We start from the raw sequence: 25,828 nt of genomic DNA, 5'->3' as shown, positions 1-25,828 counted from the left end.
AAATTTGTTCGTCGTCTTGCTTGTCATAGACCCTACTTCTCACAAGTTGGGGTCTCCGGCAAACCCGGGGCGGTTCACATCCTCGCGCTCTTTCAAACCGTCAGACGATTGCGCTATGCACGAAGTTCGATCCCGCACAAGATGCAGTACCGTCCGCGTACAATGGATGAACAGCTTACGCAAATAACGATTGCCGAGCTTCGATTTACCAATCAATTTCGCTTTGGCACCCGTCGCTATCTGGCGCGGCACGAGGCCGGATCATGCTGTGAGATCGCGTCCCTTGGAATAACTGCTGCCAGTGCCAACGTCGGCCACAAGTGCGCTGGCAATTGTCGAGCCGACTCAGGGTATTTCCATCAGTCGTTACATGTCGGTGTCCGCTCTGGCCAGCGTCTTGATCTCAGCGTGGATGACATGGACCCGGCCGTTGATCGTGGCCAGCTCCGACGTCTCGTCCGACAGGATAAGCAGTATAGGACGCGACAGATGCGACGTGCCGTCTTCCATCAATCTCATCAGCTCCCTCTGAAGGACCTGGCGGCCCATCCCAAACCGGATATCGCGCTCCATCATAAAGCCGCTGCCCTTATTGATCATGCAGGTGCGTTTGGTCAACAAACTCTCCCGAGCCCGGTGCAAGGCTTGAAGATCAAGTTGCTCTTCTGATTTGATCGCGACAAATGACATGGTTGGGCGGGTCGCAGCCTCCCCGATCGCCTCTGCATCACGGTCATCATCCTTGCAAACCTTGACGTATGACCGGACTCAAAGGGGCGACATCATGCGGGGTTCATGCCCGTGCTGAAGCGAAAAGCGCCCGATGTTATGCGTTACCTCGCACGCTTCCATCGCCAAGACACAGGGGCGCAACTTCTATAGAAATTTAACAAGCTGTATCGTTGCAGGCCCTTGCGAAACACAACCGCTCGCCTCGTGTCCAGTGCTGCCAGGCTACAAACAGTCTTACCCAGATGGCCGGAAACCTCGATACCCATCAGAATGCTCCTCTTTCCACCCAAAACCGCAACAATAGCCGCAATCTGGTGGGAAGGCAGTTCACTCCATTAGATCAGATTGAATTGGCTACATCTATGCCCAACTGGAATACTATACCCACTCTGATCTTGCTTCTTCGAAGAGTTCGGAAAATGCCGAACGGATTTCAGGAAACAATCTGTGCGCCAGATTGCGCCCTTCCTGAGAATCGCTCCGGTAATGCAGGCCGGCCCATTCCCGATTTTCGGCCACAGACGCGGCAATTGCGAACATGTGCTCCCGCGCCAGCGGGGCCATGTCGGACAGGGCATGTGCAATCAGGTGGCTCTGAAACGAATGCCCGCTCGGATAGGCGGGATGCCCCGGGACATCGATCATGGGTTCAATCTCCGCAAACATCTGGCTCGGACGAGCTCTGTTGAAACGGTCTTTGAAGTAGAAGATGATCGGGCGACCAGTGATTACCATTGCGGTCACAATTTCACACGTCCTGGGATGCGAAGCCGCGCTGAAGAGCAGGCACCTCTTAAACTTGGGAGACACTTCGAAGCGTTCCTCCATGATATCGTGGCGCCGCGCTTCGCGATCGGTATGGTTGAACTGCTTGGCCAACAGCTCATCGATTTCGGCCTGGATCACATCCTCCGTTGTCGGCGGAAGAGGTATCTCCGTCTCCTTCCAAGCCGAGTTTTCTAGAAAGCGGGTCATTCCAAGCGTAACTCTCGCTTCGGCGTCCCAATAACGGCGTTGGAATTTCCGGTGTGCCATTAGTGCTTTGGTCATTGTCTATTCGACTCCTGACTTGTTTGGGTTCGAACGAGAAAGAAAGTCCAGTGAAACAGATTTCCTCCTCGTCAGGTTCAGCTGTAACAGACGATGCCGGTAGCGAGCGTGAGACTGGGAGGGGTTTTTTCTGGGTATGGCAAAGCAACAGACCGCCCACTTTCGACCACAGACCATAGGGCGCCGGACCCGGTTCATTGTTCCGGAATTCTAGCCTTACGCAGACCTTCGCAGTATCTTTGCATCATCTGGCGGTCGCGGAGATGATAGGTTCGCTGTAATTTTCTGACGGTAAAATCTGGCTCAAGCTTTAGGAGACGCTCCCGGTATATTCCGGCTTCGGCGTCCCTGCCCAGATGGCCTAGACTTGCGAGAAAGGGTTTGTAACCATTTGCAAAATACTGATTGCGATCAATCGTACGCCTTCCCCATTGGCAGGCGCTCTCATAGTCCTCAAGAAGCGTGTATGCGATGCAATTAATTGTTTCAAAGAAAAACGAATAGGGATCGAGGGGACATAATCGCTTGTACATTTCCATGCGCTTCAACGCTTCGTCGGGATGCCCCAGGTAACATTGGTTGATCGCGCTGAATGCCCAGGCAAAACCGGAGTTCTGGTTCAGGCTTAAAGCGCGGTCCAACAAATGCTCTCCGGCCTCCAGCTCGCCGAACAGAAAGCCTTTTACATGCCCCGCGATCGCATAGGCACGCGCATCGTCCGTGTCGAGGTTGATTGCGTTCTGGGCATGGTCATGTGCTTTTAATAGGTCATCGCTGGCGTTACCCCAGTTCTGACCAGTGTGAAAGGCATACCAGAATGCGAGCCACGTATGCGCCGGGGCGCAGTTCGGGTCGATTTCCAACGCCTTTTCAAGAAAGGTCCTGGCTTCGTAAAACGGCCCTCTCTTGAGTTGGTAGATTGAGGGAACTGCCCGCAGCGTCCATTCGTAGGCAGTCAGGTTCTGAATTTGGCTTCTAAGAGCGCCTTTGATGGCTTGTTGTATTAGTCCGGGTTCCAACTCGCCGGCAATGCCCTCGCTGATACTGTCCTCCAGCAGAAACACCTCTTCTAGGCTGCTTGAATGTGTCTTCGCCCAGACGACTTTTTCATCGTCTCCTTTGATGAGATTGATCGTGACACGCAGTTTTTGGCCGTCACTCCGGATCATGCCGGTGAGAAGAAACTCCACACCCAGGGATTGTCTGACTCTTTTCAGAGGCTGAATTGTGTCGCCGAGTCCGATGACCGAACTGTAGTCGATGATCGTGAATTCCGAAATACGCGATAGGGACGCGATGATCCCTTGGCAAATACCCACCTGAAGCAGTTTGGCTTCCTGGGATTCGGCGGGACATTTGAACGGCAACACCGCAATACTTGTCGGACCCAGGCTCTTGGCGACCAGGATCGGCTTTTTGTCGGCTTCCGGGCTTTCGGGCAAAAACGTGTCGTTTGCGATGTCAGCCATAAGCGTCTGGGTTTTTTTCGTGGGTGCCAGGTCCAACCGAACCCTAAGCGAGCGTACGCATGCGTCGTACTGCTGCTTCGCGGCTGCCTTGTTGCCTTGCCTGGCGTAGAGTAGCATCATCCGATAATGTACATTCTCGTCGCTTGGATCCAACTTTAGCAGCGTTGAACCAACTGATAGGGGAGCAAGAATGTGTTCGCTGGTCGAAGTCAGTGCTTCAAGAACGAAATTCAATGACCGCGAGAAAATGTTCTTCCATTCATTTTTACTATCTTCCAGCCAACTTGATTGAGTTGAAATGCTCTCGAAATCGCTCAGGATCGTGCCTGAACCGATTTCGTCCAGAATGCTAAGGCCGTCCTCAATGGACCAGTGCTCCAGCCGAGCCTTCAGCGCAAAAAGATCGATGTCCAGGTGGTCGGTTCGCAAACGCAAAGTGCTGTCTTGGCCGGTATCGATCAGAAATCCGTACCTGTCCTGGCCGAGGCTTTTCTTCAGCTCCCGAATACAGCTGCGTAACCGTTCCTGAAGTGTCTTGTCACTGACGGCTTCGGAGTCCCAAAGACTGTTGTAGAGGGTCGGCCTCGTCGCAGAAAATTCCTCTGACAATGCAAGAAAGGCAATTATTGCCTTGCCGCGTTTGTTCGTCAGAACGATCTCGCGGCCGCTTGGATCAAATAGCTGGAAGTTTCCCAGAAGTTTCAGACGAAAGCGCTTTTGCCCCGTCATGCCCGCCCCGTCGTTTACAGTGTGTAGTAAGTGTTTCTTCTCGCATCAACTTAATCGGGAAATGCCTAGCAGGCCACTCGTTCTGAAACAACAAAATTTCTCACGGCGATCTCACGTTGTTCCCAATTGCTATCTGGTAGTCACTGCACAAGACGATGAAACCACGAGTTTTCGGCAGGAAAACCTTGCCCGACCGAAAGGGATGACTTCGATGACCGGTATTCCGACATTCCCAGTAAGATTTGCGCAAGCCGTATCGATGCGGTTTCAGCGGGGAGTGTTTGCAGTATTGGGCGCGTTTTCAATTGCCTTACTGGTGCTGACCATCTCGTCAAGTCCGGTCAGAGCGGAGTCATCCGTCGTCTTCGTGCTCGACCGGTCGGGATCGATGGAACAAAACGATCCTAACAATTTTTCCGCCGTTGCCGCCAATGTCGCTCTCGATTTTCTTGAATTGATCGATCCGAGTCTGAAGGTCGGCGTTATTGAATTTTCAGACGAAGCGGACTCGTTGACGAGTGGCGGCCTGGAACAGGCCGCTATCGCACGGCGCGCGCTCGAAGCGATGCGGCTGAGGCCCGCCAAAGGCGGTACCAACATGATGGCCGCGCTGCGCAGCGCCTTCAACCATCTCAGCGGACGCGGCGGAGAGAAGCGCATTGTTCTTCTTGCCGATGGTGAACCGACCGGCAGTTTCGACGAAGCCGAGATCATCAACCGGGCCCAAGCCGAAAACGTCCAAGTCATTGCACTCGGAATTGCTCTTGGCGGTGCGGGCAAGACCTTGCTAAGCGAGCTCGGTGAACAAACGAACGGAGGTGCAAGATTTGTCTCCTCTGCTTCGGAAATGGTTCCCGAGGTCCGGGCCCTGTTCTCGGACCGTCAGCAGCAACTCTGGAATATCAATCCCGTCACGGATGAAGAACTGCAAAACGGCCGGGAAACGATTTCTTTTGACGTTCCCGAGGGGATGGACCGCTTGCGGATCTCCGTTGCCTTCGAAAACAACGCTAAGTTCCGAGAGGAGGATCTCAATATCACCCTGACGGGACCGAGCTCTCTTGGTGTTGGCAGTGTACACGACATTACCTTGTCCGGAAACCAAGGTCCGCGCGCGGCAGTTTGGACCGATCTCTTAACCGCACCCCAGAAGGGACAGTATACTCTATCCGTGCGTGCAGGCTCGCCGAGTAGCGCCAACCGCGGCAACGTGCGGATCTATGCTGACAGTTATTCCGACATTCGAATCGAGGCGACATTGTTGCCCAGTCCGGACGTCGGATATCCGACAGACAGTCAGGTCAGGATCGATGTTGTCGTCAAGGATGGCTCCGGTAACATCATTCAGACGCCCACGCTCTCGGGACAAGTATCCAGCCTCACCGGTTCTGGCGGTTCCTCGGTGACCTTTGCACCGAACGGCGCTTCCGGCAGCTTTGTGACTCCGAAGGAGCCGGGCGACTATGAGCTGCAGTTGCGTGCCGACCTCGGTCCCGGTTTGAGCCAGCCATTGAAAACACCGATCAGGTTCCGGATTTTTGGCGAAGGTCCGGTCGAATTGGTTGCGACTAATGATCTGGTGGATTTCCAGGGCATGAAACTTGGTTTGGACCAGGACGAGTTGAACGAGAATATTGTTGTTTCCTTTCAGTCCGAGGTGCCGCAGATAGCCTCGCAGACCCGCCGCAAGTCCGTGTCGGCGAATCTACAATGGGCCGAGCCACTGATAGAACCGAACGGTCAAAGCATGGCTCAATGGCTGAGTTTCGAAACCGATAGCGGCCGACGTATCAGGTCAGACGGCAAGACTCCGTTTTCTATTCCTGGAACCGGCCTGGATTTGACTCTGAAGGTACAGCTTCCCAACCCAGACCATGCCGATTTCAAACTTCTCAAGGCGGGCCGATACCAAGGGCTTATCCGGATAGATTCCCAGGAAGCGATCGCTCCACTCGAAATCGCGATTGTAGTTGAGTTCGTCAAACCGGACATCGACGTGGCGCTGCTGTCGCAGTCGTTGAGCTTCTTCTGGGATCCATCAACTCCAAGACAGATTCCTGCCCTAAGCGTCAGTGCTAACTACACGACTCTGAGTGAGTTCCTGCTGGATGTCCCTGAAAAACTGACCGTGGACGGCGTTCATTTCGCTGACCTGACCCTTGCTGTCGACGGCAAGGAGCTCACCCCGACCAATAACCGCTATGGCCCCTTTACGTTGTCGCGAGATCCGGTCGGCGTCGATCTTGTGGTCACGCCGGTGCAAACTGACGGCAAACTGACGTTGCCACGCGATCTCGGACAGGTTCCGCTTTCCGTCATCTCCAATTTCACGATTGAGCCTAGGATCCGGAACATCTCGGTATCGGGTATGGGGTCCGTTCCCGCCGCCCTGCCTTTGACCGGTTGGAAATTCTCTTTGCCGGTCTTGGGTCCGTTCTCCTTCTACCTCTCGGATCTCGCCGCTTACTTGTTGTTCATTGTCTTCTGCATCGTCATGCGCAAGCGGCTCGTGGCTCTCTTCGTCAAGATTCCCGCCCAGATGAAATGGAAAAAGGGAGTACGGTTCAAAGTGGCTCTTCCGAACGCTTTGTCGCTCAGCACCAAAGGCACGCCTCGCACACTCAACCTGCCGAAGCGTTGGACGAAGGTGAAAGGCACCGGCGATCTCGCCGAGGTGTCAATCGATGACGAGGACCGTCTTGTCCTGAACCATGTCCAGTCCGAACTCGTGCTTTCCAACGGAGAACCATTGAAGAGTAACACGCGGCTGGAAATGGGCGAAACGTTCGAGATCGGACCGCAGAAACGGGGTTTCAAGCGCCTGAAACCGGCTTGGATGCTCCACTACATCCGCGGTGACCAAGAAAGCGGCGAAGCGCATTTCAAGATCAAGCGGACGCCGTATGGCCCCAGCTATTCAAGCTGGCTTTTCGTCTCCACAGTTGTGTTGGCTATCTTTTTCGCGCTGATCCAAACCGTCCAGTCTTCCCTGGCAGCGAAGACCTTCTACGGGATTGGGGCCAACCCCTTTACCGATGCCATTTCCCGAATTTTCAACTGACGACAACATCACCAAGGACGCAAATTCCATGTTGAACGCCTCATCAGACTCCCTGCGTATCAGCACCATCGCCGTGTTTCTTGGTGGTGTCGGCTGCAAGGTTGGTCAACAGTTCTGGCGACAAATGCAGTCTTTCACGAGTGAAGACAGCCGGCACACGGAAGTGCTGCTCATCGATAGTGAAATGCCCGGACCTGACATTCCCGAACTCTATCCGCGAAAGCAGCATTATTATTACAAGAACCTGGCGGATACGCGGACGGCCTCGTTTCAAGATTTCGCAGACGAGCGGTTTCCCGGACATCTTGGTCGGGTTCCCCTTCCGGATACCTCGAAAGGTGCGGGCATCACCCGTGCTTTCGCGATGGCGTCACTCGCCATTTCTCGGACTGTGTTTGAAGAAAAACTAGCGACCGCTTACGGGCGTCTTCGCGAGAACATGACCAGCAATCACGACAGAGGTCTCAGGATCTTTGTCACCGCCAGCGCCTGCGGCGGCACCGGCGCCGGCATGGCCATCGACGCGATGGCGATCATCAGGTCTTGGTTTCATCAGCGCGGAGAGGAGGCACCGGTTATCTCCCTCTTCCTCGTCGCGCCCGACGTCGTTATCGATGACCCCGAGACCAAGCTGGACGTTTCGCGCAAACGCCGTATGACGGCCTCCAGCTATGCCCTGATGAAAGAGTTGAACGGCTTCGCTTCCGGAATGCCGTTTGAGTCTAGTTACAACTCGATTGACAGGCGCATTGCTCTCGACACTGGTCAACCCAATCAGTGGCTGTTTGACTGGGTCTATCTGTTCAACCGGAAGAACCTGTCGCGCAGCCACGATCACAACCAGGATGACCTTGCCTGGCTGATTGCGGAGCTTCAGGTCCACATGACCCGTGGATCGGTCGCCAGGCGGGTCAACGCCATTGCGCCCAATATCCGCGAACAACGGGTTGCCAGATATCCGCTCGAGTTCCAAGCGAATCTGCAGGAGACGCGTACGGCGGATCAGATTGAATCCATGGCACGTAATTCCCTGCCGTCGTTCCTTGCCTCAATGTCGATCGTCTCGGCAAGATTTCCGTCTCGCGAAATAAAGGACATCCTTAAGCGGCACTGGGTTTGGACCTGTCTCTCTGTCCTTACTCACGGCATGTCGTTGTTTCACAGTCAGGGAACCTCGGAGGCTTCAAGCTCCCGCCTGCTTGTTAGGGGGCGGAGCGAAGATGACCCAGACCCCCCTGTTCAGCTCAAGATTAGCGATATCGCAGCTGAAGTCTCCGGATATCTGGAAAACATTGGTCAAATCGAAGAGTTTCTCCGCGAGGAAATCGACCATCAATTCCCCCTTCGTTCCTATGAACCAAGAGAAACAGACGAAGTAGGCCCTGCGGAACAGCTCGATGAACTGAAACGCCGAATCGGAAACATCAGGAACCTTACCGAAACCGTTGCCAAATTCGAGAGGGCGAGCGAACCCGAATTCTGCAAGGCCTTTCTGCAAAAGCTTAGATCCGGGCTTGAACAAGGGTTCTCCCGAGACGGCGACCTAAGCCGCACGCTTCTGGCAAAGGCGGTTGACCCGAATTCGGCCTGGGGTCTGTTGCGGTTGCGCGATGCCATCGAACGGATGATCGATGATAAACAACGGCGACTTTCCAGTCACAAACCCTTTTCATCGCTTGAAGAACTCATCACGCGAACCGAAAAGGCGCAAAACAAGATTGTCGCACTTGAAAGGGATCTGAGAGAGGAGGCGGAGGAGGAAAATCTCAGGACGAGCATGATCAAATACGTGAACCGTCTTCTCACACGGTTCGGCCGGTTTGAGGGCGAAAGTATCAACGACGATATCGACATCGCCGAGAACTTTGTACTGTCGGCGCACAAATTCTTGGTCGAAAATGTTCCGAATTACGTCCGCGATCATGCATTTGCCCACATTGGCGCAATTGAAATCGAGGCACTCAAGTCCTTTCAGGAGCGCCTGGATCTTATGATCCAGAAAGGCAAGACTGCGATGGAATTCGAGCTTGCAGGACTCAACTCGGACCTGTCGCATCTCAACAGGTTGTCAGGAGAAGATAGGCTGGGCACCTGGGTCTCTCCGACGACACACAATGTGGGCGGCGATATTAAGACGCTGCGCCTTCTGCAGAAAAGACGCTTCATACCTGAGCAGAAGATCGCGGAGATCATTCTTCAGCATCTCAATGAAGACGGAATAGTTTTGCCTTTCGGCACCATGTCCGTTCACAACATTGATCAATTCAGGAGTGGCGATCTGGCAAGAAGCATCAGGCTATGTCTCGAAGACGACAAGATCCTAACGGATCAGCTCACGCAGCTTGACAAAGGCTGGCTATTGCCGGAACTCGAGCGCCTGCTCTTCGACGAGGTGCCCCATATTCTGGATGAGGGTTCCGCTCCGTTGCTGCGTGTATCGCCTGCCAGCGTCAATCCCAAGACAGACTGCTGGATGATTGTTCCAGGCGGCCTGGAACTGCCGGACCCTTTCATGGGATCGGTCGCCATGAGCCAGCGGTTTGACAGTGAGCGCAACGATACGATTAGCGTCGTTCAGGCCATGTACGGGGTGCCAGCATCAACGCTCCATGATTTGTCCGAATGGTTCAACGACTATCTGGAATTGCTCGGCGACCTTACCGATCCGGACAAAGAAATGGAGCAGAGCCGGTTTCCGTTACACGTCTTTGCCGACGGGGCCACGCGGTTTCCCGAAATCTATCAGCCGATGGCGCTTGTTGAGGTTTCCAGCACTTTCGATATCGAGCTGATCGCGTTTGCCCTTTCGATTGGCATCATCATCAAAGGGCCCGACAGTTTTGAGTCACACATGTTTCCATTCAAGCTCGAGAACGATCTTCACCACAAGCTTGAAACCGGTGCATGGCTAGACGACGAGGAGTGGACGACAGTCCGTCGTTTTCGTCTGGCACTGGCGGAGCGGATCCGCCGCAAATGCACCGAACGACCGAAAGAGGGCAAAGCGATCATCCTGTCCCTCAAGTCTGGAGAGTTACACGAACTCAGGCCGCTTCTCAGGCTGCTGCAGCCACTTGCTACCAATGCAATGGACAATGGCACGGTTGAAGCCGACTCCTCTCAGGGATTGACTGACCATCATGGAACGTCATCGGCATCCGGGCAGGCCAGGAAAGGTCGAACCGGATAGCATGAATATGCGGCGGACCTGACACCAAGGGTCGACGAAGCGAACCCGGGCGGCTTGGCTGCCCGGGTTCTTTTCCATTCAAGGCAAACCTGAAATTCCATGATCTGTCCTTCTGCTAACCCCCGCGCGGGACCTATCGCCCCCTCACTTTTCGCTGAAAATCGTTCCAATACTAATGATCTGGTTTACGGTTAGTTTCGATCTTGGACGCGATAATGATCCTGTGGACTTCCCATCGGAAATGGTAGGAAACGCCGTAACTTCCCTGCAAGGAAGTGGAAAGTTAACGATTTGTTAACCTTTGTTTGCGAATCATTAACGCGATAATGGGCCCGACTCGTGGGGAAATTAATGCGCGGGACAATGTCCGCCCGACTGACCTCCTGTGAGATCGACCTGGCTGCTCCATCACGGCAGGCAGTCAATCGCCTGCTCGCGCTGACCCCTGCTTTCGTATCTTTGGATATTCTGACCAACGGCTTATGGCGCCCTGAGCAGCTCTTCGCGAGCCGTCATGGCAGGTTTCGGGGCCAGTCGCTGTTTCTAGGTCCGGCGCGCACCTATGGTCCCAAACGATGCTGCGCTGTGTCAATTGTAATCGACTGGCAATGCAATGTTCTGCGCGCCTACAGTATCGATTTCGCAGCGGACGGCGACGGCAAAACCGTTGCAGCACGGCTTGTTTCCACCGTCTGCTACCTTATCGGCAAGGACCGCTTCGGCCGCATGCCAAACGGCAACATCAATGTGCCGCTGCTCAGCGATTCTCCCTTCAGCGACCAGACGGATGTCGCCGTGCTGAATCACCCTTTCCAGACAGCGAAAGACGTCGTGGACCCGTTGTCAGATGCCTTGATGTCCTTTGGGAAACCTGTTCGGACGATGACGGCGGCCTTCGGCCTGCGGCGTGACTGCGGCGCCTGGTTTCAGTTGTTCGAAGACATCGAACGTGCTGCGGATATCCGTTTCTGGCGAAGGATATCCGAGAATTTCAAACATGCCGAAACTATTCCGTCGCCGGAGCCGCTGACGTTCCACTCAAGGCATAATGAAGGCAGGGCGCGGGCGCTTCCCGTTGATGAACTAGAACAGCTGCTACGGCAGGCGCTCTCACCTGGCAATCTCGGTGCGCAGGCCTATGTCTTTTCGCGCTTACTGGGCGGACAAGAGATGACCCGGCGCGCGCGCGCATGGGTAGACAACCGCGAGCGCTACCAGTGGCTCCCCCTTGTCGCAAAGGTCGAGGCGATGAACCTTCTGGGCATTGCCGAAAGCTCCAGCCTTGAAGAGTTGCTGCGCCTTCTTCTAGCCGAGCCGCTTCATGGAGAGATAATCACCCCGGCATTTTTTGGTAGGGAAGACTTCATTCATCTCGTTTTTGAGGAACTTGTTTTCGCCCAGAACCTAGTCGATCCAGCTTCGCTGAATGATGCTCTTGGCAAGCTGATTGCCGGCATAGACAGTCGGTACGGCCTTGAGGGTAGGGCGAAGGCCCTGTCGTATATTGTTAACAAGTTGACCCTGGCTGCCGACGATCAGCCGCATCACTTGCTGCCTTCGCTGCCAGCAAGTTTGCGATTAATAGCATCGATCTGTGACCACCAAGCGTCACGCGAAACGCAAAAACCGAGCGCATACGGTCGATCCAAACTCCGTTTAGTAAAGGCTGCAGAGATCTGACATGATTTAGTCACAAGGCATTTGGCTTTCAGTCATGAGCCACTCCGCATTCCCGGTGAAAGGAGTCGCGGATTATTTGCTGAACAGTATCGGTGGGGCCACCATTTAGCGAATTCGCATCGCGGCTGAGCTTCATGAATACCGACTTTGAAAAGCGGAAATCGGCGAGACAGCCGTTTCGGTCCACGTCCCGCAGTAATTCCAAAAGCTGACTTGTGCCCAGTAAGGAAGTCTTGACTGCTATGCAGGCCCTTTCGCTCCCATCGCCGACGCTCAGATAGAGCACAGACTGAATGTGATCGGTGATCGCCCGGTCCGCCGTCCTGCACCCGCTCGCCCGGATCGTCCTGCGATCTGTTTCCGAGACACGGTCGTTCAAAGGGATAACGTAGATGTCGTTTCCAAGCTTGTAGCCAACGTTGGCCACGGTCTCCTGTTCCCCCACTGTGGCGCCGGGAATATAGGCCAACACGCTGAATAGAGTTGTAGCAACCTCCTCATATGGTGGGTTCTCAGCATAGGCTCTGAGTTCCGGAAGCCTGATCCAGCTTGGCTGTGAAGCCCCGGAAGGCGTTGTGCTGACATCGCTGGCCTCCGAGGCGCCGGCGCTCGTTGCGAACAGGATGATGGCAAAGATTTGTCGTCCTAAAATCGCCTTACAGATCACGCTTATCCCTTTTCCGGAAGCTTCAACATTCTTTCTAGGGCGTTGCAGCTCAGGCCAAGCGTCCCGTTCTGACCGACCTGCTCGTCTTTCAGATGTCCATAAGTCTTGTAGTACTGAATGAAAACACGAAGGCGTTTGGCATCGAGTTGCAAATCCGGATACTTCATCATCTCGTCGAGAAAGAGGTCAAGGTTGAGTTGCTCTACGGTCGTACCCGACGTAACCGCGCTTGAGATGACATCCTGTAGTACCTTCGACATAGCTTCATTGTACTGTTGCTCTGAAACGGAATTGCTGCGCATCTCCTCGAGCTGCTGTCGGACATATGTCAGGTGCTTGCGACGGTAGGCCATGCGAGAGAGGGATCCAAACCCGCGCATCTTGTGCAACTTTTGCAGCAGGGCCTCATAGGCGTCCATTTTCTTCGAATCGTTCCGATATTGGGCCATGACGTAATAATCGGTGAACATTTCGTCGTCTTCGGGCAGATCGAGCGGGCAGCTGGTGTCCTTGATCGCCGGATTGGATCGTCCGAAGACGTTCGACAGATATGTCGTGATATGATCCGGGCTGATCTGAGGGAACCTGTTCGCGATAACGCCATCTGCGGCGCTGAACACAGTGAAGGTTCCGGGCTTTGCCAGATGTGTGGCCTCGTGTTGTAAAATGAGCAGAATTTCGTCTTTGGTGAACTCGTCGAATACGCTATCGGGCATTAACAGCTCGCCGTTGAACGTTACCTGTGGCGATCTTAAATCTCCGGGAGCGTCGCCGATTTCGAACAATTGCACGGTAGCGTCGAGTTGCTCATTACGTTCCCGCAGCCGGAGATCGAACTGCGTATAGAAGACCATCACTGCTTCGAGACCGAAGAGACCGAGACTGTATTGTCCGATGAGCTTCTTTTGCACCTCATTGAGGGGCTTGCCGTTGTTCAGCGCCAGCAGCATGGCAATGACGATCGGATGATCGAGAATGCGCTTCACCTCGATATAGTCGCCCCCGGGCAGGCTCGAAAGAATGCTCTGAATGGCCAATATGCTGACCTGGCTCGACTGCGGAAGCTGAGCCGATACTCTTTTAAGCGCAGAGGTTAATCTGACGCGGTTCAGCTCGACAGGGCGGAAAAGCATAAATATGTCGTCGCCATTGTTAGCGAAGGTGAGGCGAAAAAGGGGGCCCTGAGCGAGGAGCCCGGAAAGGATGTTCAAGGGGCCTGGGCCGCCGGACGGGATATCGGTTGTATCGAGCAATTGTTCTAGCGTGAGGGTATGGTTTTTTGCATAGGTGAACGCCGACGTCGTCGCGGCCTCCCATTCCTGCACCAGCCATTGCTTTTCCCGTTCCGGAATGCGGGATTGACGCAAGCGGCGCTTCTTCTGAGCGGCGGCTTCCTCGGCGAAAGCCTCTTCGAGTTCTCTTAGCGGAAAAAGGCCCTTGATCGCTCCGTCGAAACAGTACTCGGCGAGGATCAGGCGCTTGCAGTCCGGCAGGGCGAGGCCGGAGCCCGTCGAACCGGCGACCAACGTGCCAGCAACGCAGACAGTTTTGGACCATGACAGCAAGCGCGAGGACGAGACTTTCTTGAGGATTTTCTTAAGCGGCATGGCGGTTCTCTCGATTCAGTATTGCGACGGACCGTGCGAAAGCACCCGGAAGGACTTACCGCCAAGGGGTGGAAACTGCCGTGATATTTTGTGGAGCCGTCCGCACGCGGTCATACCAAAACAGGGCCAAATCCTTGTGAATTCGAAAAACTGTTTCTCACTCATGCGCGAACTCCTATGCTACAGGAACGTGCTTCAGTTTTTAACAAGCCAGAATCCCATATCCTTGTCCGTTACGGCGCAAGGATTGACGGGCAGATAGTTTTCAAGCGCATTGGTTTGCAACGGCCACCGTCCCTGCAGGCCAATGCGCCGGAAACCGGTTTCCTGACAGTTCTCGTCTTTCGCGAGACCTGCCAATATATATCTGCCTGTTGACGTCAGCCGCCCTTTGAAGAGGCGTGCAATGGTTTCCCCCTCAGGGTCGCGGCGCAGCAGCGAGGAAAGCAGGGCATTGACCTCATTTGCGCTTGCGAACCGCCAGCGATCATCCTCGGTGTCGGATCTTACCTGCTGCAGCAGGCCGGACAGCGGATTGTTTGTGCCGCCGGCATTCCAGAACCGGTAATTTCCGTAGCGGTTGAGATCCCGCAAGAACCCAATACCGGATTCGTCGGCCACATAAACATCCGTGTCAGGGTAGAAACTCCTAAGTGGGATCAAGCGCGCGGTGACGACGTTGTCTGGCGGGGACATGTCCGGAGCTGGTTTGCAGTCGGTGGTCGAGCGAACATCAATAGGCGCTTCCGTCGGCAGGCCCAGTGTCAGATTGCAGGCAAGAACCGGCTCGCCGTTTTGCAAGTAGGTGACCTTCAGAGGCTGCCGTGACAGCCCGTCATAATAAACCGGCAGGATCAGTTTCCGGCTCGCGCCAGCTGAAACGTCGGTACAGTCGCGGGTAATGGGCTGTTCATTCTCCTGCACGATCCGAACCTGATTGCTTCCGGACGGGCAGGTCAGACCAAGGTCCACGACGCGACTGCTGTAGATCATGCCAGCGGGCGATAGAGGCGGCCCGAAATCGGCTGCCCGCCATGTACTGGCCGCGCCAAAGGGATCGTCAGCGTTGAGCGGCAGCAAGCCGAGCGGAAGAGGACGGGTTTCGTCCGCTAGGCCGGTGGGCATCATCTGGCTAACAGCCACCTTGTCGAGCCTGCCGGCGATGGAGGCTGGAAACCTGAATTCCCCTTCCGCAGAACACTCAGCTGTTACCGGATCATCGCTTGCCAAGTCCCCCAGCCGAATGTTCACGTTGCCAAGGCCGGGAACACAGTCGCCTGTCGCTTTGGCGGGCGGACCCCGCAGAAACAAAAAAGTTGCTAGCAAAAATGATGCGATTGTTAATCCAATAGCAGCCGCAATCAACTTGCCATGCCGGCCCGCTCTTTCTGGAGCGGGTTCAATTTGGTCGCTCTCGGGCGCGCTCGGCTCTTGTGCGTTAGCCTTATCGAGAGTTTCTTCGGGGGCTTCCGCCCCTAGCCGCAATATCCCTTTTGCGGTGTCATAACGAAGTTCCGGAAGTGGGTTGGATTTCTTGCGAAGATCCACTTTGGGCAGTTGAAGGTACTCCGGAAAGTAAAGTCTATCCTCACAGACAGCGTTCCAGTAGTGGATTGCGAATTCAGGCCAGGTTCCTTCGCGCCAACAACGCCATTCGTCCGTCTCAAACCAACGTTTCCAGAGCAACCTTGGTTCGTCAATCTCAGCATTTACTCGTTGAAATTCCAGTGTAGGGCCGAAACCCATTAATGTAGCAATCCCTTGCTCGTGCGCAGATTTTAACTTCGTATCCTTTCGAGATCTCTGTATTGCCGTAATGTCTGCGTATTCATTTCTAATATATTTTTCATTAATATTAAATATACCATTCCCTTTTTGTTTGTAATTTTTTAGGAACTCTTCATGGTTGGCTAATGTCGTGGCTAGTTTATTTTGAAACGAAACTATTGGGATTATTATTCCAAACCAGTGATTATCCCAGCCATCATATGTTTTATCAAGAAGATCCTTGAGTTTCAGGTTGTCTGGAGCAAGAATATCAGGTTTTTCCTCCACAGAAGCCTGTAGTTCCAAGCCCATCCAGAAGAGCTTCGATTCTAGATGAATAACCGTTTCAAAGCCCGGTCCCTTTTTATTTGGCAAGGATGATTTCCCTCCAGATGGCCATCGTCACAAGACTGGCAATGAATAAATCTATGCTTTCAGGCATGGAATGCGGTCAAGCTGCCCCGGTCTTGATAGCGCATTCTTGGGTTGCAAGGCAATCTGCCAACCTTCCAAAGGACGCATTTGAATACCATGAAGCGACAACGAAATATAATTATAAAAAACAAAATAAAACAAAATAAAACAAATAGATAACAGATTGATATCATATTCGAACCGTTCATCTTGGTGGTCGTGACAGGCGAATTCAGCTTGGTCGCGAAGACGGGCTCAACATCCCGTTGTGCCCAATCAAACGATGAAAGGAATGACTTATGCATAACGCACTCAACCCCGCTCTCAACGCGGCCCTGGGCGCCCTGGCGCTTGCACTCGGCGCTCTGAAGGCGCTCTGAGATGAGTCCCGATGCACGCGAGGAAAAGCCTCGCGGCAGAGGAGCGGCGCTGTTAGCAGCGCCGCAGTCTGCCAATCGCTGGCTGTTTCCAGCCATGTTTCTTTGCGGGCTTCTGTTCATGACGGCTTGTACCAGCAAGGCGTCATTGGTGATCAGCGGCGCGTCTACGCTCTATCCCGTCATCGGCGAAATAGGCGAAATCTTCGAAGCCCAGAATCCGGAAATTCGTGTTGACGTTATGGGCGGCGGAACGGGACGCGGTATCAACGCCGTGCTGAAAGGGCGGGCCGACATTGCCATGGTCGCGCGTGACCTGACGGAGGATGAACTGCGTCAGCTCGATGTCGAGTGGATCGCCCAGGACGCCATCGCGATCGTCACGCACGAGGAGACGTTAGTCGAATGGGACATTACGATTCAGGGCCTGCACGATCTCTACGGCTCCGAGTTTTTCGGCCCCATGCGACGCATCCGCAAACAGGCGTCCCATGGCACGGCGGCCGCCTTTGCAAAAAAACTGGGCCTGCCCATGAGCCAGGTGCATGCAGAGCTGGAAGCCGGCAGCAACGCCGAGGTTCTTGCAATCGTGGCCAGAACGCCGGGTACCATCGGTTACGTCTCAAGTATTGACGCCGAGCGCGCGGTGCAAGCGGGTGAACCCGTTCGGATTCTTCAGGTCGATGGCGTGCTGCCTACGCTGGAAAATGTTCGTGGTGGTGTCTATCCGATCCGTCGCAGGCTTGGACTGGCAAGGGCCAAGAACTGGTCAGATCTTCGCGGCCATCTGCGGGGTCTCCAGTTTCTTGAGTTTGTCACTACGGCACCGGAAAGCAAACCTCTTTTCCTCCGTCACGGCTTCGCTTCGGATTGAGGGTGGACGCCATGACCCGCTTTCCACTGAACGAACTGAAGAGATGGGCGGGGATGGCGCTTGGCGCCATCCTTCCGCTCGCCGTAGCGGTTGTCTTGGCATCGCTGGTGGCCGAAACTGTGGCAACGCTCGAACGTTCGGACGCAATGCCGTCCTTTTTCGACAGGTGGCTTCCGTCCGAGAACCGCTTCGGCTTTCTGGACCTTTTTATCAGCACCGGCTTTGCGGCGGTGCCGGGTACGATGCTCGCCGTGATCGTCGGAACCTTGGTCGCCATGGCGATCTTTCTGGAAGCCGGGCGCCGAGAAGCCATTGTCGCCGAAATCTCGCTTTACGTATGGGCAGGGTTTCCCAGCGTCGTTGTCGGCATTCTTGTGCTTGCGACTATGACGCCCATACTCGGCTACAGCCTGGCAACGGCGATCCTCGCAATCGCAGTCATGGTTCTGCCCGCTTATACCCTGGCGGTGCTTTCGGTGTTCCACCAGAGCGATCGCGCCGTCTGCCAAGCTGCAATCGCCAATGGACTGACCAATTGGCAGCTTGTCCGGCTGGTGCTGTGGCCCGGGACCTGGCGGCACTTGGCGGGGCTTGCAATGCTCACCTTCGGTCGCGCGGTGGGTGAGGCCACCTGCGTGGCAATCGTATCAGGCGGTATCGTGCACACCTTGCCGCCCGGCTTCTTCGACACAATCAACACCCTGTCGACGGCCATTCTGCGCGGATTTCCGGTGGCCGGTGGGGCGCATGAAGCTGCAGTCTACTCGGCATCGCTCCTGCTCCTGGCACTCGTTGCCGCAAGCGCAGTGATCGGCGCTTATCTGCGGCTCGGCGAAATCAGAAAACCGCTTATTGCACGGAAGAATCTTTCCGACCCTGTTCATGACTCGGAAAATGAGGAAGCCTGACATGTTCCGCTTTTTCTTGCGATCGCTCCTGCTCCTGGTGACAGCACTGCCCTGGCTGGCCGTGGCAGTTCTTGTAAACGGCACAGAGGTCGACAACTGGATCGATTTCATCTTCGGCTGGCCGAGGGAGAACGGCACTGAAGGCGGCATCTTCCCCTTTATCGTCAATAGCTTCGCGATCGTGTTGCCGGCGATCGTCCTTGCTGTCACAATTGCAGTGCCCAGCGCCCTTCTGTTCCAAATGACAACTGCGAGGTCAGTCGCTATGCGGTCGCTGATTGATCTGGGAGCGAGCGTACCAAGACTGGTATGGGGCGTTGCGGGAAGCCTCTTTTTCGGCAGCCTGCTCGGGCTGGGCATCTCGGCCGCAACGGGCATTCTGACTTTGACTTGCCTTCTTGCCCCAATTTTGGCCTCCAACTTCATCGACAGTCTTTCGGTAGAGCGGGAGAAATACCTACCTGTGGGTCGCGCACTCGGCTTGACGGAATGGCAGAGTTGGACCTGCATCATCTTGCCTGTCGCCCGTCCAGCAATGGCGCTCGCAATCCAAGCCGGTCTGGCCAAGGCTTTGAGCGATGCAGCGGCTCTCTATTTGACCGCCGGCGCTACTCTAGGGATTCTTTCCAGCCTGGATGCTCCGGCCTCCACGCTCGCTGTGCAGATCCTGATGCAGCTCCTCGAGATCGGCGGCGGCGGGAAGCGGGCCTTCGCAATCTCCGTCGTATTGCTCGCATTGGTCATTCTCATTCAAACCCCGCTGATCCTCAGCAGAATCGACAACAGGAGATAGACGAATGTCGCAGTTAAGCATTTCCCTCCGTAACTATAGTCTGACAGCAGATTCGACGGACATCCTGTCGGATGTCTCGTTCGAACTGAATGGTAGCGGAACCGTCGCTATCCTCGCGCGGTCGGGAACGGGCAAGAGCACCCTCGTCAAGTCGATCGCGCGCCTGCTGGACGACACTACTGTCTGGTCCGAGGATGGCGTGCTGGCTGTGAATGGCAAGCCTGTTTCAGAGTGGAATAGAATCGCCTTGCGCCGCAAGGCCATGTATGTGCCGCAGAAATCAGTCGTTTTTGGTCGAACAGTCGCCGACAACCTGATCCTGCCTCAAAAGCTCGTGCATCCGGAGCGCTCCGACGCCGAACTCGTTGCCAGAGCACATCAGGCAATCGAACAGACACAACTCGCGGATGAAATTTCGGACCTGGATCTGCCGGTCTCAAGTGTAAGCGCGGGCGGGCAGCAGCAACGCCTGGCCCTGGCGCGTGCCTTTGTCCTCGATCCAGACTGTTTGATGCTGGACGAACCAACCTCGGCGCTCGATGCGCTCGCCATCACCCCCTTGGAGAACTGCATCCTCGAAATGGCCCGCTCGAAGCTGATTGTTATCGTTACGCACGATCTTATTCTTGCAAGAAAATGCGACCGTGTGCTTTTTCTTCACAATAAGCATGACACCGGAGCCCGTCTGGTCGCTGATGGAACACCGGAACAGGTTCTATTCGACCCAACTCTCAAGGAGCCTTTCGCATTTATGCATGCGCGTTGAGCTGAAGTCCGGCTTCATACTACGCAATATATTACCAGAAGCTCCGTAACTTTGCGGACCGGCCAACACGAACGGTCGCACAGCAACCATTCTGACTTTCTATAAGGCTGAATTCAACGAGTACCACGATCCCGCTGCCTAGCCGTTCTACATTTACGATTATTCGGGATATTTGCACGTCAAGACGAAAAGCGATGGCTCAAGTGGTGTTGGCGAGGGCGATGAGCTTGTGATCTATGGGTTTCACCAAAAGAAGCAGGTAGCGAGAAAATGGGTTCTTTGTTGAGCAACACATCATCGGAATTGCCGCCTGAAGCCGTTTATTTGCCTTCGTTCATTTCCTTATCAGAGGAAGCGGCGCTCGTCTGTCATCTGGATGCCGGCGAGTGGAATGCTGAACTGAAACGCCGGGTTCAGCACTTCGGATACCACTATGATTACAGGGCGCGGACGATCAGGCCAGATTCATATCTGGGGCCTGTGCCGGAATGGCTTGTACTTTTGGGCGAGCGGTTGGTGGCTCAAGGTTTTTTGGCCAGCCTGCCGGACCAAGTGATTGCAAATGAATATCTGCCCGGGCAGGGAATCAGCGCGCATATAGATTGTCTGCCATGCTTCGATAATACGATCGTGTCGGTGAGCCTGCTTTCTCAATGCGAAATGGTTTTCGGGCACAAGCGAAGCGGCGCGAAACTGGCCATTGTTCTCGAGCCCTGTTCAGCGGTCGTCATGTCGGGAGCCGCGCGTTACGAATGGACCCATGAAATTGCGGCGCGCAAGAGCGACGCTATCGGCGGCATGAAGGTCCATAGGGCACGCAGAATTTCGCTGACTTTCAAGACGGTTGTTCCGGCTCTTGCAGGCTAAGGTGCGCCTCAGGTGCGAGCTTTGACTGAAACCGTGGACGCTGCGTTTGACTGAAGCTGCAATGAAGGGAACTCTGCCGCCCAAACAGGTTCCGTGGTATGCTTGAGTGGGTAGGTTTCGGTCGTGCTACATCTGTTCGTGGCTGTTGCCCGGCCAGGCTTTCCCGGCAGCCTCATCGCGAAGCCGGTCCATACGCTCTCCAGAATGCCTATTTACAAAAATAATATAGTATGATTTTTTAGAGCTCGGGCAGGAGCCCTGTTTTTTGGGAGGAAAATATGATTTCGAAGAAAGCTCTAGTTGGAGCGGGTGTACTCGCGTCCATGCTTATGATGTCGTCCAGTGTTATGGCTCAGACCGTCGGTTTTTCGCAGATCGGTTCGGAGTCCGGATGGCGTGCAGCTGAAACCACGCTGACGCTTCAGCAGGCAAAGGACCGCGGCATTGATCTGAAGTTTGCCGATGCGCAGCAGAAGCAGGAAAACCAGATCAAGGCCTTGCGCTCGTTCATCGCGCAGGGCGTCGATGCCATCCTGATCGCGCCGGTGGTTGCCACAGGTTGGGATTCTGTTCTTGAAGAAGCCAAGGAAGCCGAAATTCCGGTGATCCTGCTCGACCGCATGGTCGATTCGTCGAAGGACCTGTATCTGACCGCTGTCGGCTCCGATCTTGTGCATGAAGGCAGCGTTGCCGGTCAGTGGCTGGTTGACGAACTCGCCGGCAAGGATTGCAACGTGGTCGAGCTTCAGGGCACGACCGGTTCCTCGCCTGCAATCGACCGCAAGAACGGCTTCGAGCAGGCGATCAAGGGTCACGAAAACATCAAGCTGATCCGCAGCCAGACCGGTGACTTCACCCGCACAAAGGGCAAGGAAGTCATGGAAAGCTTCCTCAAGGCCGAAGACGGGGGCAAGAACATCTGTGCGCTCTATGCCCACAATGATGACATGGCCGTCGGCGCCATCCAGGCGATCAAGGAAGCCGGCCTGAAGCCGGGCGAAGACATCCTGGTGGTGTCGATCGATGCCGTTCCGGATATCTTCCAGGCGATGGCAGCAGGCGAAGCCAACGCAACGGTTGAGCTTACCCCGAACATGGCCGGGCCGGCATTTGATGCATTGGCCGCGTACATGAAGGACGGCACCATGCCGCCCAAGTTCATCCAGACAGAGTCCAAGCTCTACACCATGAAAGACGACCCGAAGGCCGTCTATGAGCAGAAGAAAGATCTCGGCTACTGAGATCTGTCAATCGACGGCCGGAGCATGTCTCCGGCCGTCTTTTTGGCTCTGGGCCTGATGTGCCATAGTCTGGCGCAGAGGATGACGTGATTGAGATTTTCGGGAGGCCCAGATGCCGCAGAGCGATGCCAGGCAGCCGCTTCTTCGTGCGCGGGGTGTGCGCAAGACATTTCCAGGCACCATCGCCCTTGATGGCGTCGATTTTTCGCTTGAGGCGGGTGAGGTCCACGCACTGCTCGGCGAGAATGGCGCAGGCAAATCCACGCTGATCAAATGCCTGACTGGGGCCTACCGGCGCGATGGCGGCGATATTGTGCTCGAGGGCGTGAGCATCAATCCCAAGGGAACGCTCGACGCGCAGGGCTACGGCATCGGTACGGTCTATCAGGAGGTCAATCTTCTGGCCAATCTGAGTGTTGCGGAAAACCTTTCGCTCGGGCACCAGCCGACGCGGTTCGGCATGATCTCGGTGCGCGGTATGAACGTTCGGGCCCGCGAGGTGCTTTCGCAATATGGTGTCGACATTGATGTGACCCGTACCCTCGACAGCTATTCGGTGGCAGTGCAGCAGGTCATTGCCATTGCCCGCGCGGTCATGCTTTCAGGCAAGGTGCTCATTCTTGACGAGCCGACGGCAAGCCTAGATTCCCAGGAAGTGAAGATGCTGTTCGATGTGGTTCGCTCGCTCAAGGAGCGCGGGCTTGGCATCGTGTTCATCTCCCATTTCCTTGATCAGATATTTGAAATTTCCGACCGTCTCACCGTGTTGCGCAATGGCCAGCTGGTGGGCACTGAAGTGACTGGCGACATCGACCGGGTACGGCTGATCAACATGATGCTCGGGCGTGAACTGGAACAGGAAACGCGGTCGCACGGCAAAACCCACGCGGCCTCCGGCGCTGCCCGGTTGACGTTCAGCGGCTTTGGCAAGAAGGGCAGCATCGAACCGTTTGATCTGTCGATCCATGCCGGTGAGGTGGTGGGTGTTGCCGGGCTTCTGGGCTCAGGGCGAACCGAGACGGCTGAAGTTTTGTTCGGTGTGGCTCATCATGACAGTGGCCAGGCAAAGATAGATGGAACAGAGTTGTCGCTGACGTCCCCGCGCCAGGCGATCGCAGCCGGATTTGGGTTTTGTCCCGAAGACCGCAAGACCGATGGTGTGATCGCTGATCTGACTGTTCGCGAAAACATCGCTCTCGCGCTGCAGGCACGGCGCGGCTGGATGCGGCGGATTCCCGACCGGGACCAGAAGACGATGGCGAATGACTATATTCGCAAGCTCGATATCCGTACCCCGGACGCAGAGAAGCCGGTGGGCCTGCTGTCGGGTGGCAACCAGCAGAAGGTGATGCTGGCGCGCTGGCTTGCGACCAACCCGTCCTTCCTTATTCTAGATGAACCGACACGCGGCATTGATGTCGGCGCCCATGCCGAGATCATACGGCTGATTGAAGAGCTCTGCACAGAGGGAATGTCGCTGCTGGTGATTTCGTCCGAGCTTGATGAGCTTGTTGCCTACAGCCACCGGGTCGTTGTCGTGCGCGACCGGCAGCATGTGGCCGAGCTTGTTGGTGACGAGATCACCACCGACAATATGGTTCGCTCCATCGCAGCACCGGACCGGGAGGCCATCAATTGACCGGGTTCAAGCTGTTCCTTCGCAGAATACTGCCGCAGTTGATCACGCTGGCGCTGGTTGTCGGGCTAATCGCGATCATGTTCCCCGGCTTCTTCGAGATATCGATTGCAAACGGGCGGCTCTATGGCAGTCCGATTGATATCCTCAACCGCGGCGCGCCGGTGGCACTGCTGGCGATCGGGATGACGCTGGTCATCGCCACGGGAGGGATCGATCTTTCGGTTGGCGCGGTCATGGCGATCTGCGGCGCAATGGCCGCCTGGGGCATTACCGAAGGCTATGGGCTTGGCCCGACATTGATAATGGCACTCGCTGCCGGTCTTGCCTGCGGTTTGTGGAACGGGTTGCTGGTGGCGGTGCTTGGCATCCAGCCTATCGTGGCAACGCTGATCCTGATGGTGGCGGGGCGCGGCATTGCGCAATTGATCACCGAAGGCGCGATCCTGACGTTCAACCACGAGGGTCTAATCTTCTTCGGCTCCGGATCGCTGTTCACGGTCCCCACGCCTATCATCATTGCTATCCTGACCGGTGCGCTGGTGACGCTTATCGTGCGGCGATCCGCGCTTGGCATGCTGATCGAGGCGATCGGCATAAACTTGCGTGCAAGCACGCTGGCCGGCGTCAATACGCGCGTCCTGCTGATTGCCGTCTACATGACTTCGGGCCTTTGCGCGGCACTTGCCGGCGTCATCGCGGCGGCCGATATTCGTGGCGCGGACGCCAACAATGCCGGGCTCTGGCTCGAGCTTGATGCCATTCTGGCGGTGGTTATCGGCGGCACGTCACTACTGGGCGGCCGGTTCTCCCTGATCGCTTCGCTGATTGGCGCGCTGATCATTCAGGCGGTCAACACCGGCATCCTGCTGTCGGGCTTTCCGCCGGAGTTCAACCTGATTATCAAGGCGGTGATCATCCTGATCATTCTGGTGCTGCAATCGCCGACCATGCGGAACGTGCTGATTTTCTTTTCGACCCCCTCCGCAACAGAATCCGACAATGAGAAACAGACGGTGGCGCCATGAATGCTCGTCTCCTGCCGCTGCTGGCAACGCTTGTCATCTTCCTCGTGGCCTACGCGATCTGCTACGCGCAGTATCCCGCAATGCTGTCGACCCGCGTCATCGGAAATCTGCTGACCGACAATGCGTTCCTGGGGATCGTTGCGGTGGGCATGACTTTTGTCATCATCTCAGGCGGCATTGATCTGTCGGTCGGTTCGGTGATCGCCTTTTCAGGCGTCTTCATTGCCGTGATGTTGCGGGATACGGGCCTGCATCCGCTTGTGGTTTTTGCGCTTCTTCTGATGCTGACCACGCTGTTTGGCGCGGCGATGGGAGGTACCATTCATTTCCTGGAAATGCCGCCGTTCATCGTCACGCTTGCGGGCATGTTCCTGGCCCGCGGCATGGCCTATGTGCTCTCCATTGATGCGGTGCCGATCACGCATGACTTTTACGAATTCCTGCAGCGAAGCTACTGGCTGATGCCCGGCAAGGGCCGGCTGACACTAATAGGCGGTCTGATGCTCGTGGTGTTCATTGCCGGGATTATTCTGGCGCACCGGACCCGTTTTGGCACGAATGTATATGCTGTGGGCGGCGGTGTTCACACTGCGGGGCTGATGGGCGTTCCAATCGCAAGCACGACAATTGGCATCTACGCGCTTTCAGGCTTCCTGGCGGGCTTGGCCGGTATCGTGTTTTCAATCTACACATCCGCGGGGTATTCGCTGGCCACAGTCGGTGTCGAGCTTGACGCGATTGCAGCTGTCGTGATTGGCGGCACATTGCTTTCGGGCGGAAGTGGATTTATCGCAGGAACCTTGATCGGTGTTCTGATAATGGGGCTTATTCAGACCTACATCATTTTCGACGGTACTCTGTCGAGTTGGTGGACCAAAATCCTGATCGGAATGCTTTTATTCGCGTTCATCGTGCTACAGAAGGGTCTCGTCTGGACAACAGGCAAGAGACGGACGGCCGGGGGATAGACGG

The 25,828-nt window shown here is 55.4% G+C and carries 18 protein-coding genes and 1 pseudogene; 13 read left to right on the top strand and 6 right to left on the bottom strand.

The features are described from left to right. Nucleotides 1–366: 366 nt before the first annotated feature. The 3 genes and pseudogenes from WNZ14_RS20515 to WNZ14_RS20505 form a co-directional block, all read right to left on the bottom strand. Nucleotides 367–747, bottom strand: a pseudogene (locus tag WNZ14_RS20515) (transposase); the annotation flags it as partial. A 363-nt stretch (nt 748–1,110) separates the two neighbouring features. Further along, nucleotides 1,111–1,782 (bottom strand): phosphatase PAP2 family protein, encoded by a 672-nt coding sequence (locus tag WNZ14_RS20510; protein ID WP_342870542.1) that lies wholly within the window; start codon nt 1,780–1,782, stop codon nt 1,111–1,113. Between the two features lie 194 nt (nt 1,783–1,976). Beyond that, nucleotides 1,977–3,980, bottom strand: a complete 2,004-nt coding sequence (locus WNZ14_RS20505; RefSeq protein WP_342870541.1) for a BTAD domain-containing putative transcriptional regulator — start codon at nt 3,978–3,980, stop codon at nt 1,977–1,979. A gap of 211 nt (nt 3,981–4,191) precedes the next feature. On the opposite strand from WNZ14_RS20505, the gene WNZ14_RS20500 reads away from it, so the two are divergent. From WNZ14_RS20500 to WNZ14_RS20490, 3 genes are all read left to right on the top strand, one after another. Beyond that, a complete protein-coding gene (locus tag WNZ14_RS20500) occupies nt 4,192–7,041 on the top strand; it encodes a vWA domain-containing protein (protein ID WP_342870540.1) in 2,850 nt (949 codons plus the stop codon). 28 nt (nt 7,042–7,069) lie between these two features. Continuing rightward, the gene (locus WNZ14_RS20495; protein WP_342870539.1) at nt 7,070–10,231 is read left to right on the top strand and encodes a tubulin-like doman-containing protein; all 3,162 of its coding nucleotides are present in this window, start codon (nt 7,070–7,072) and stop codon (nt 10,229–10,231) included. Nucleotides 10,232–10,582: 351 nt separating this feature from the next. Next, the gene (locus WNZ14_RS20490; protein WP_342870538.1) at nt 10,583–11,911 is read left to right on the top strand and encodes a hypothetical protein; all 1,329 of its coding nucleotides are present in this window, start codon (nt 10,583–10,585) and stop codon (nt 11,909–11,911) included. Nucleotides 11,912–11,939: 28 nt separating this feature from the next. Here WNZ14_RS20490 and WNZ14_RS20485 read toward each other — a convergent pair whose 3' ends face one another. The 3 genes from WNZ14_RS20485 to WNZ14_RS20475 all read right to left on the bottom strand — a co-directional run bounded on the left by WNZ14_RS20485 (nt 11,940) and on the right by WNZ14_RS20475 (nt 16,327). Further along, nucleotides 11,940–12,578, bottom strand: a complete 639-nt coding sequence (locus WNZ14_RS20485; RefSeq protein ID WP_342870537.1) for a hypothetical protein — start codon at nt 12,576–12,578, stop codon at nt 11,940–11,942. A gap of 2 nt (nt 12,579–12,580) precedes the next feature. Next, complete coding sequence (locus tag WNZ14_RS20480) at nt 12,581–14,185, bottom strand: hypothetical protein (RefSeq protein ID WP_342870536.1); 1,605 nt, start codon at nt 14,183–14,185, stop codon at nt 12,581–12,583. A gap of 195 nt (nt 14,186–14,380) precedes the next feature. Continuing rightward, nucleotides 14,381–16,327, bottom strand: a complete 1,947-nt coding sequence (locus tag WNZ14_RS20475) for a hypothetical protein (RefSeq protein ID WP_342870535.1) — start codon at nt 16,325–16,327, stop codon at nt 14,381–14,383. Nucleotides 16,328–16,344: 17 nt separating this feature from the next. Here WNZ14_RS20475 and WNZ14_RS20470 point away from each other — a divergent pair, with 17 nt between their 5' ends. The 10 genes from WNZ14_RS20470 (at nt 16,345) to yjfF (ending at nt 25,824) form a co-directional block, all read left to right on the top strand. Further along, nucleotides 16,345–16,533 carry a hypothetical protein gene (locus WNZ14_RS20470; protein ID WP_342870534.1) on the top strand — a complete coding sequence of 63 codons (189 nt, stop codon included), beginning with the start codon at nt 16,345–16,347 and terminating at the stop codon, nt 16,531–16,533. 214 nt (nt 16,534–16,747) lie between these two features. Continuing rightward, nucleotides 16,748–17,617 (top strand): substrate-binding domain-containing protein, encoded by an 870-nt coding sequence (locus tag WNZ14_RS20465; protein ID WP_342870533.1) that lies wholly within the window; start codon nt 16,748–16,750, stop codon nt 17,615–17,617. An 11-nt stretch (nt 17,618–17,628) separates the two neighbouring features. Next, complete coding sequence (locus WNZ14_RS20460; RefSeq protein ID WP_342870532.1) at nt 17,629–18,525, top strand: ABC transporter permease subunit; 897 nt, start codon at nt 17,629–17,631, stop codon at nt 18,523–18,525. 1 nt (nt 18,526) lies between these two features. After that, nucleotides 18,527–19,318, top strand: a complete 792-nt coding sequence (locus tag WNZ14_RS20455; RefSeq protein ID WP_342870531.1) for a hypothetical protein — start codon at nt 18,527–18,529, stop codon at nt 19,316–19,318. A 4-nt stretch (nt 19,319–19,322) separates the two neighbouring features. Then, nucleotides 19,323–20,084: an ATP-binding cassette domain-containing protein gene (locus tag WNZ14_RS20450; RefSeq protein ID WP_342870530.1), complete on the top strand. Its 762-nt coding sequence runs from the start codon at nt 19,323–19,325 to the stop codon at nt 20,082–20,084. A gap of 270 nt (nt 20,085–20,354) precedes the next feature. Further along, nucleotides 20,355–20,951, top strand: a complete 597-nt coding sequence (locus tag WNZ14_RS20445; RefSeq protein ID WP_342870529.1) for an alpha-ketoglutarate-dependent dioxygenase AlkB — start codon at nt 20,355–20,357, stop codon at nt 20,949–20,951. 278 nt (nt 20,952–21,229) lie between these two features. Further along, nucleotides 21,230–22,192 carry a galactofuranose ABC transporter, galactofuranose-binding protein YtfQ gene (gene ytfQ, locus WNZ14_RS20440; protein WP_342870528.1) on the top strand — a complete coding sequence of 321 codons (963 nt, stop codon included), beginning with the start codon at nt 21,230–21,232 and terminating at the stop codon, nt 22,190–22,192. Between the two features lie 112 nt (nt 22,193–22,304). Further along, nucleotides 22,305–23,831, top strand: coding sequence for a galactofuranose ABC transporter, ATP-binding protein YtfR (gene ytfR, locus WNZ14_RS20435; RefSeq protein ID WP_342870527.1), 1,527 nt, complete (start codon nt 22,305–22,307; stop codon nt 23,829–23,831). After that, nucleotides 23,828–24,856 (top strand): ABC transporter permease, encoded by a 1,029-nt coding sequence (locus WNZ14_RS20430; protein WP_342870526.1) that lies wholly within the window; start codon nt 23,828–23,830, stop codon nt 24,854–24,856. The genes ytfR and WNZ14_RS20430 overlap by 4 nt, the downstream gene beginning before the upstream one ends. Then, on the top strand, nt 24,853–25,824 hold the full coding sequence (yjfF, locus tag WNZ14_RS20425; RefSeq protein WP_342870525.1) for a galactofuranose ABC transporter, permease protein YjfF: 972 nt from the start codon (nt 24,853–24,855) through the stop codon (nt 25,822–25,824). The genes WNZ14_RS20430 and yjfF overlap by 4 nt, the downstream gene beginning before the upstream one ends. The last annotated feature ends 4 nt before the right edge of the window (nt 25,825–25,828 follow it).

The organism is Hoeflea sp. AS60, assembly GCF_038900115.1.
Classification (GTDB): Bacteria; Pseudomonadota; Alphaproteobacteria; order Rhizobiales; family Rhizobiaceae; genus Hoeflea.
Note: the sequence above shows the minus strand (reverse complement) of the source record. Positions and strands in the feature narration are given on the sequence as shown.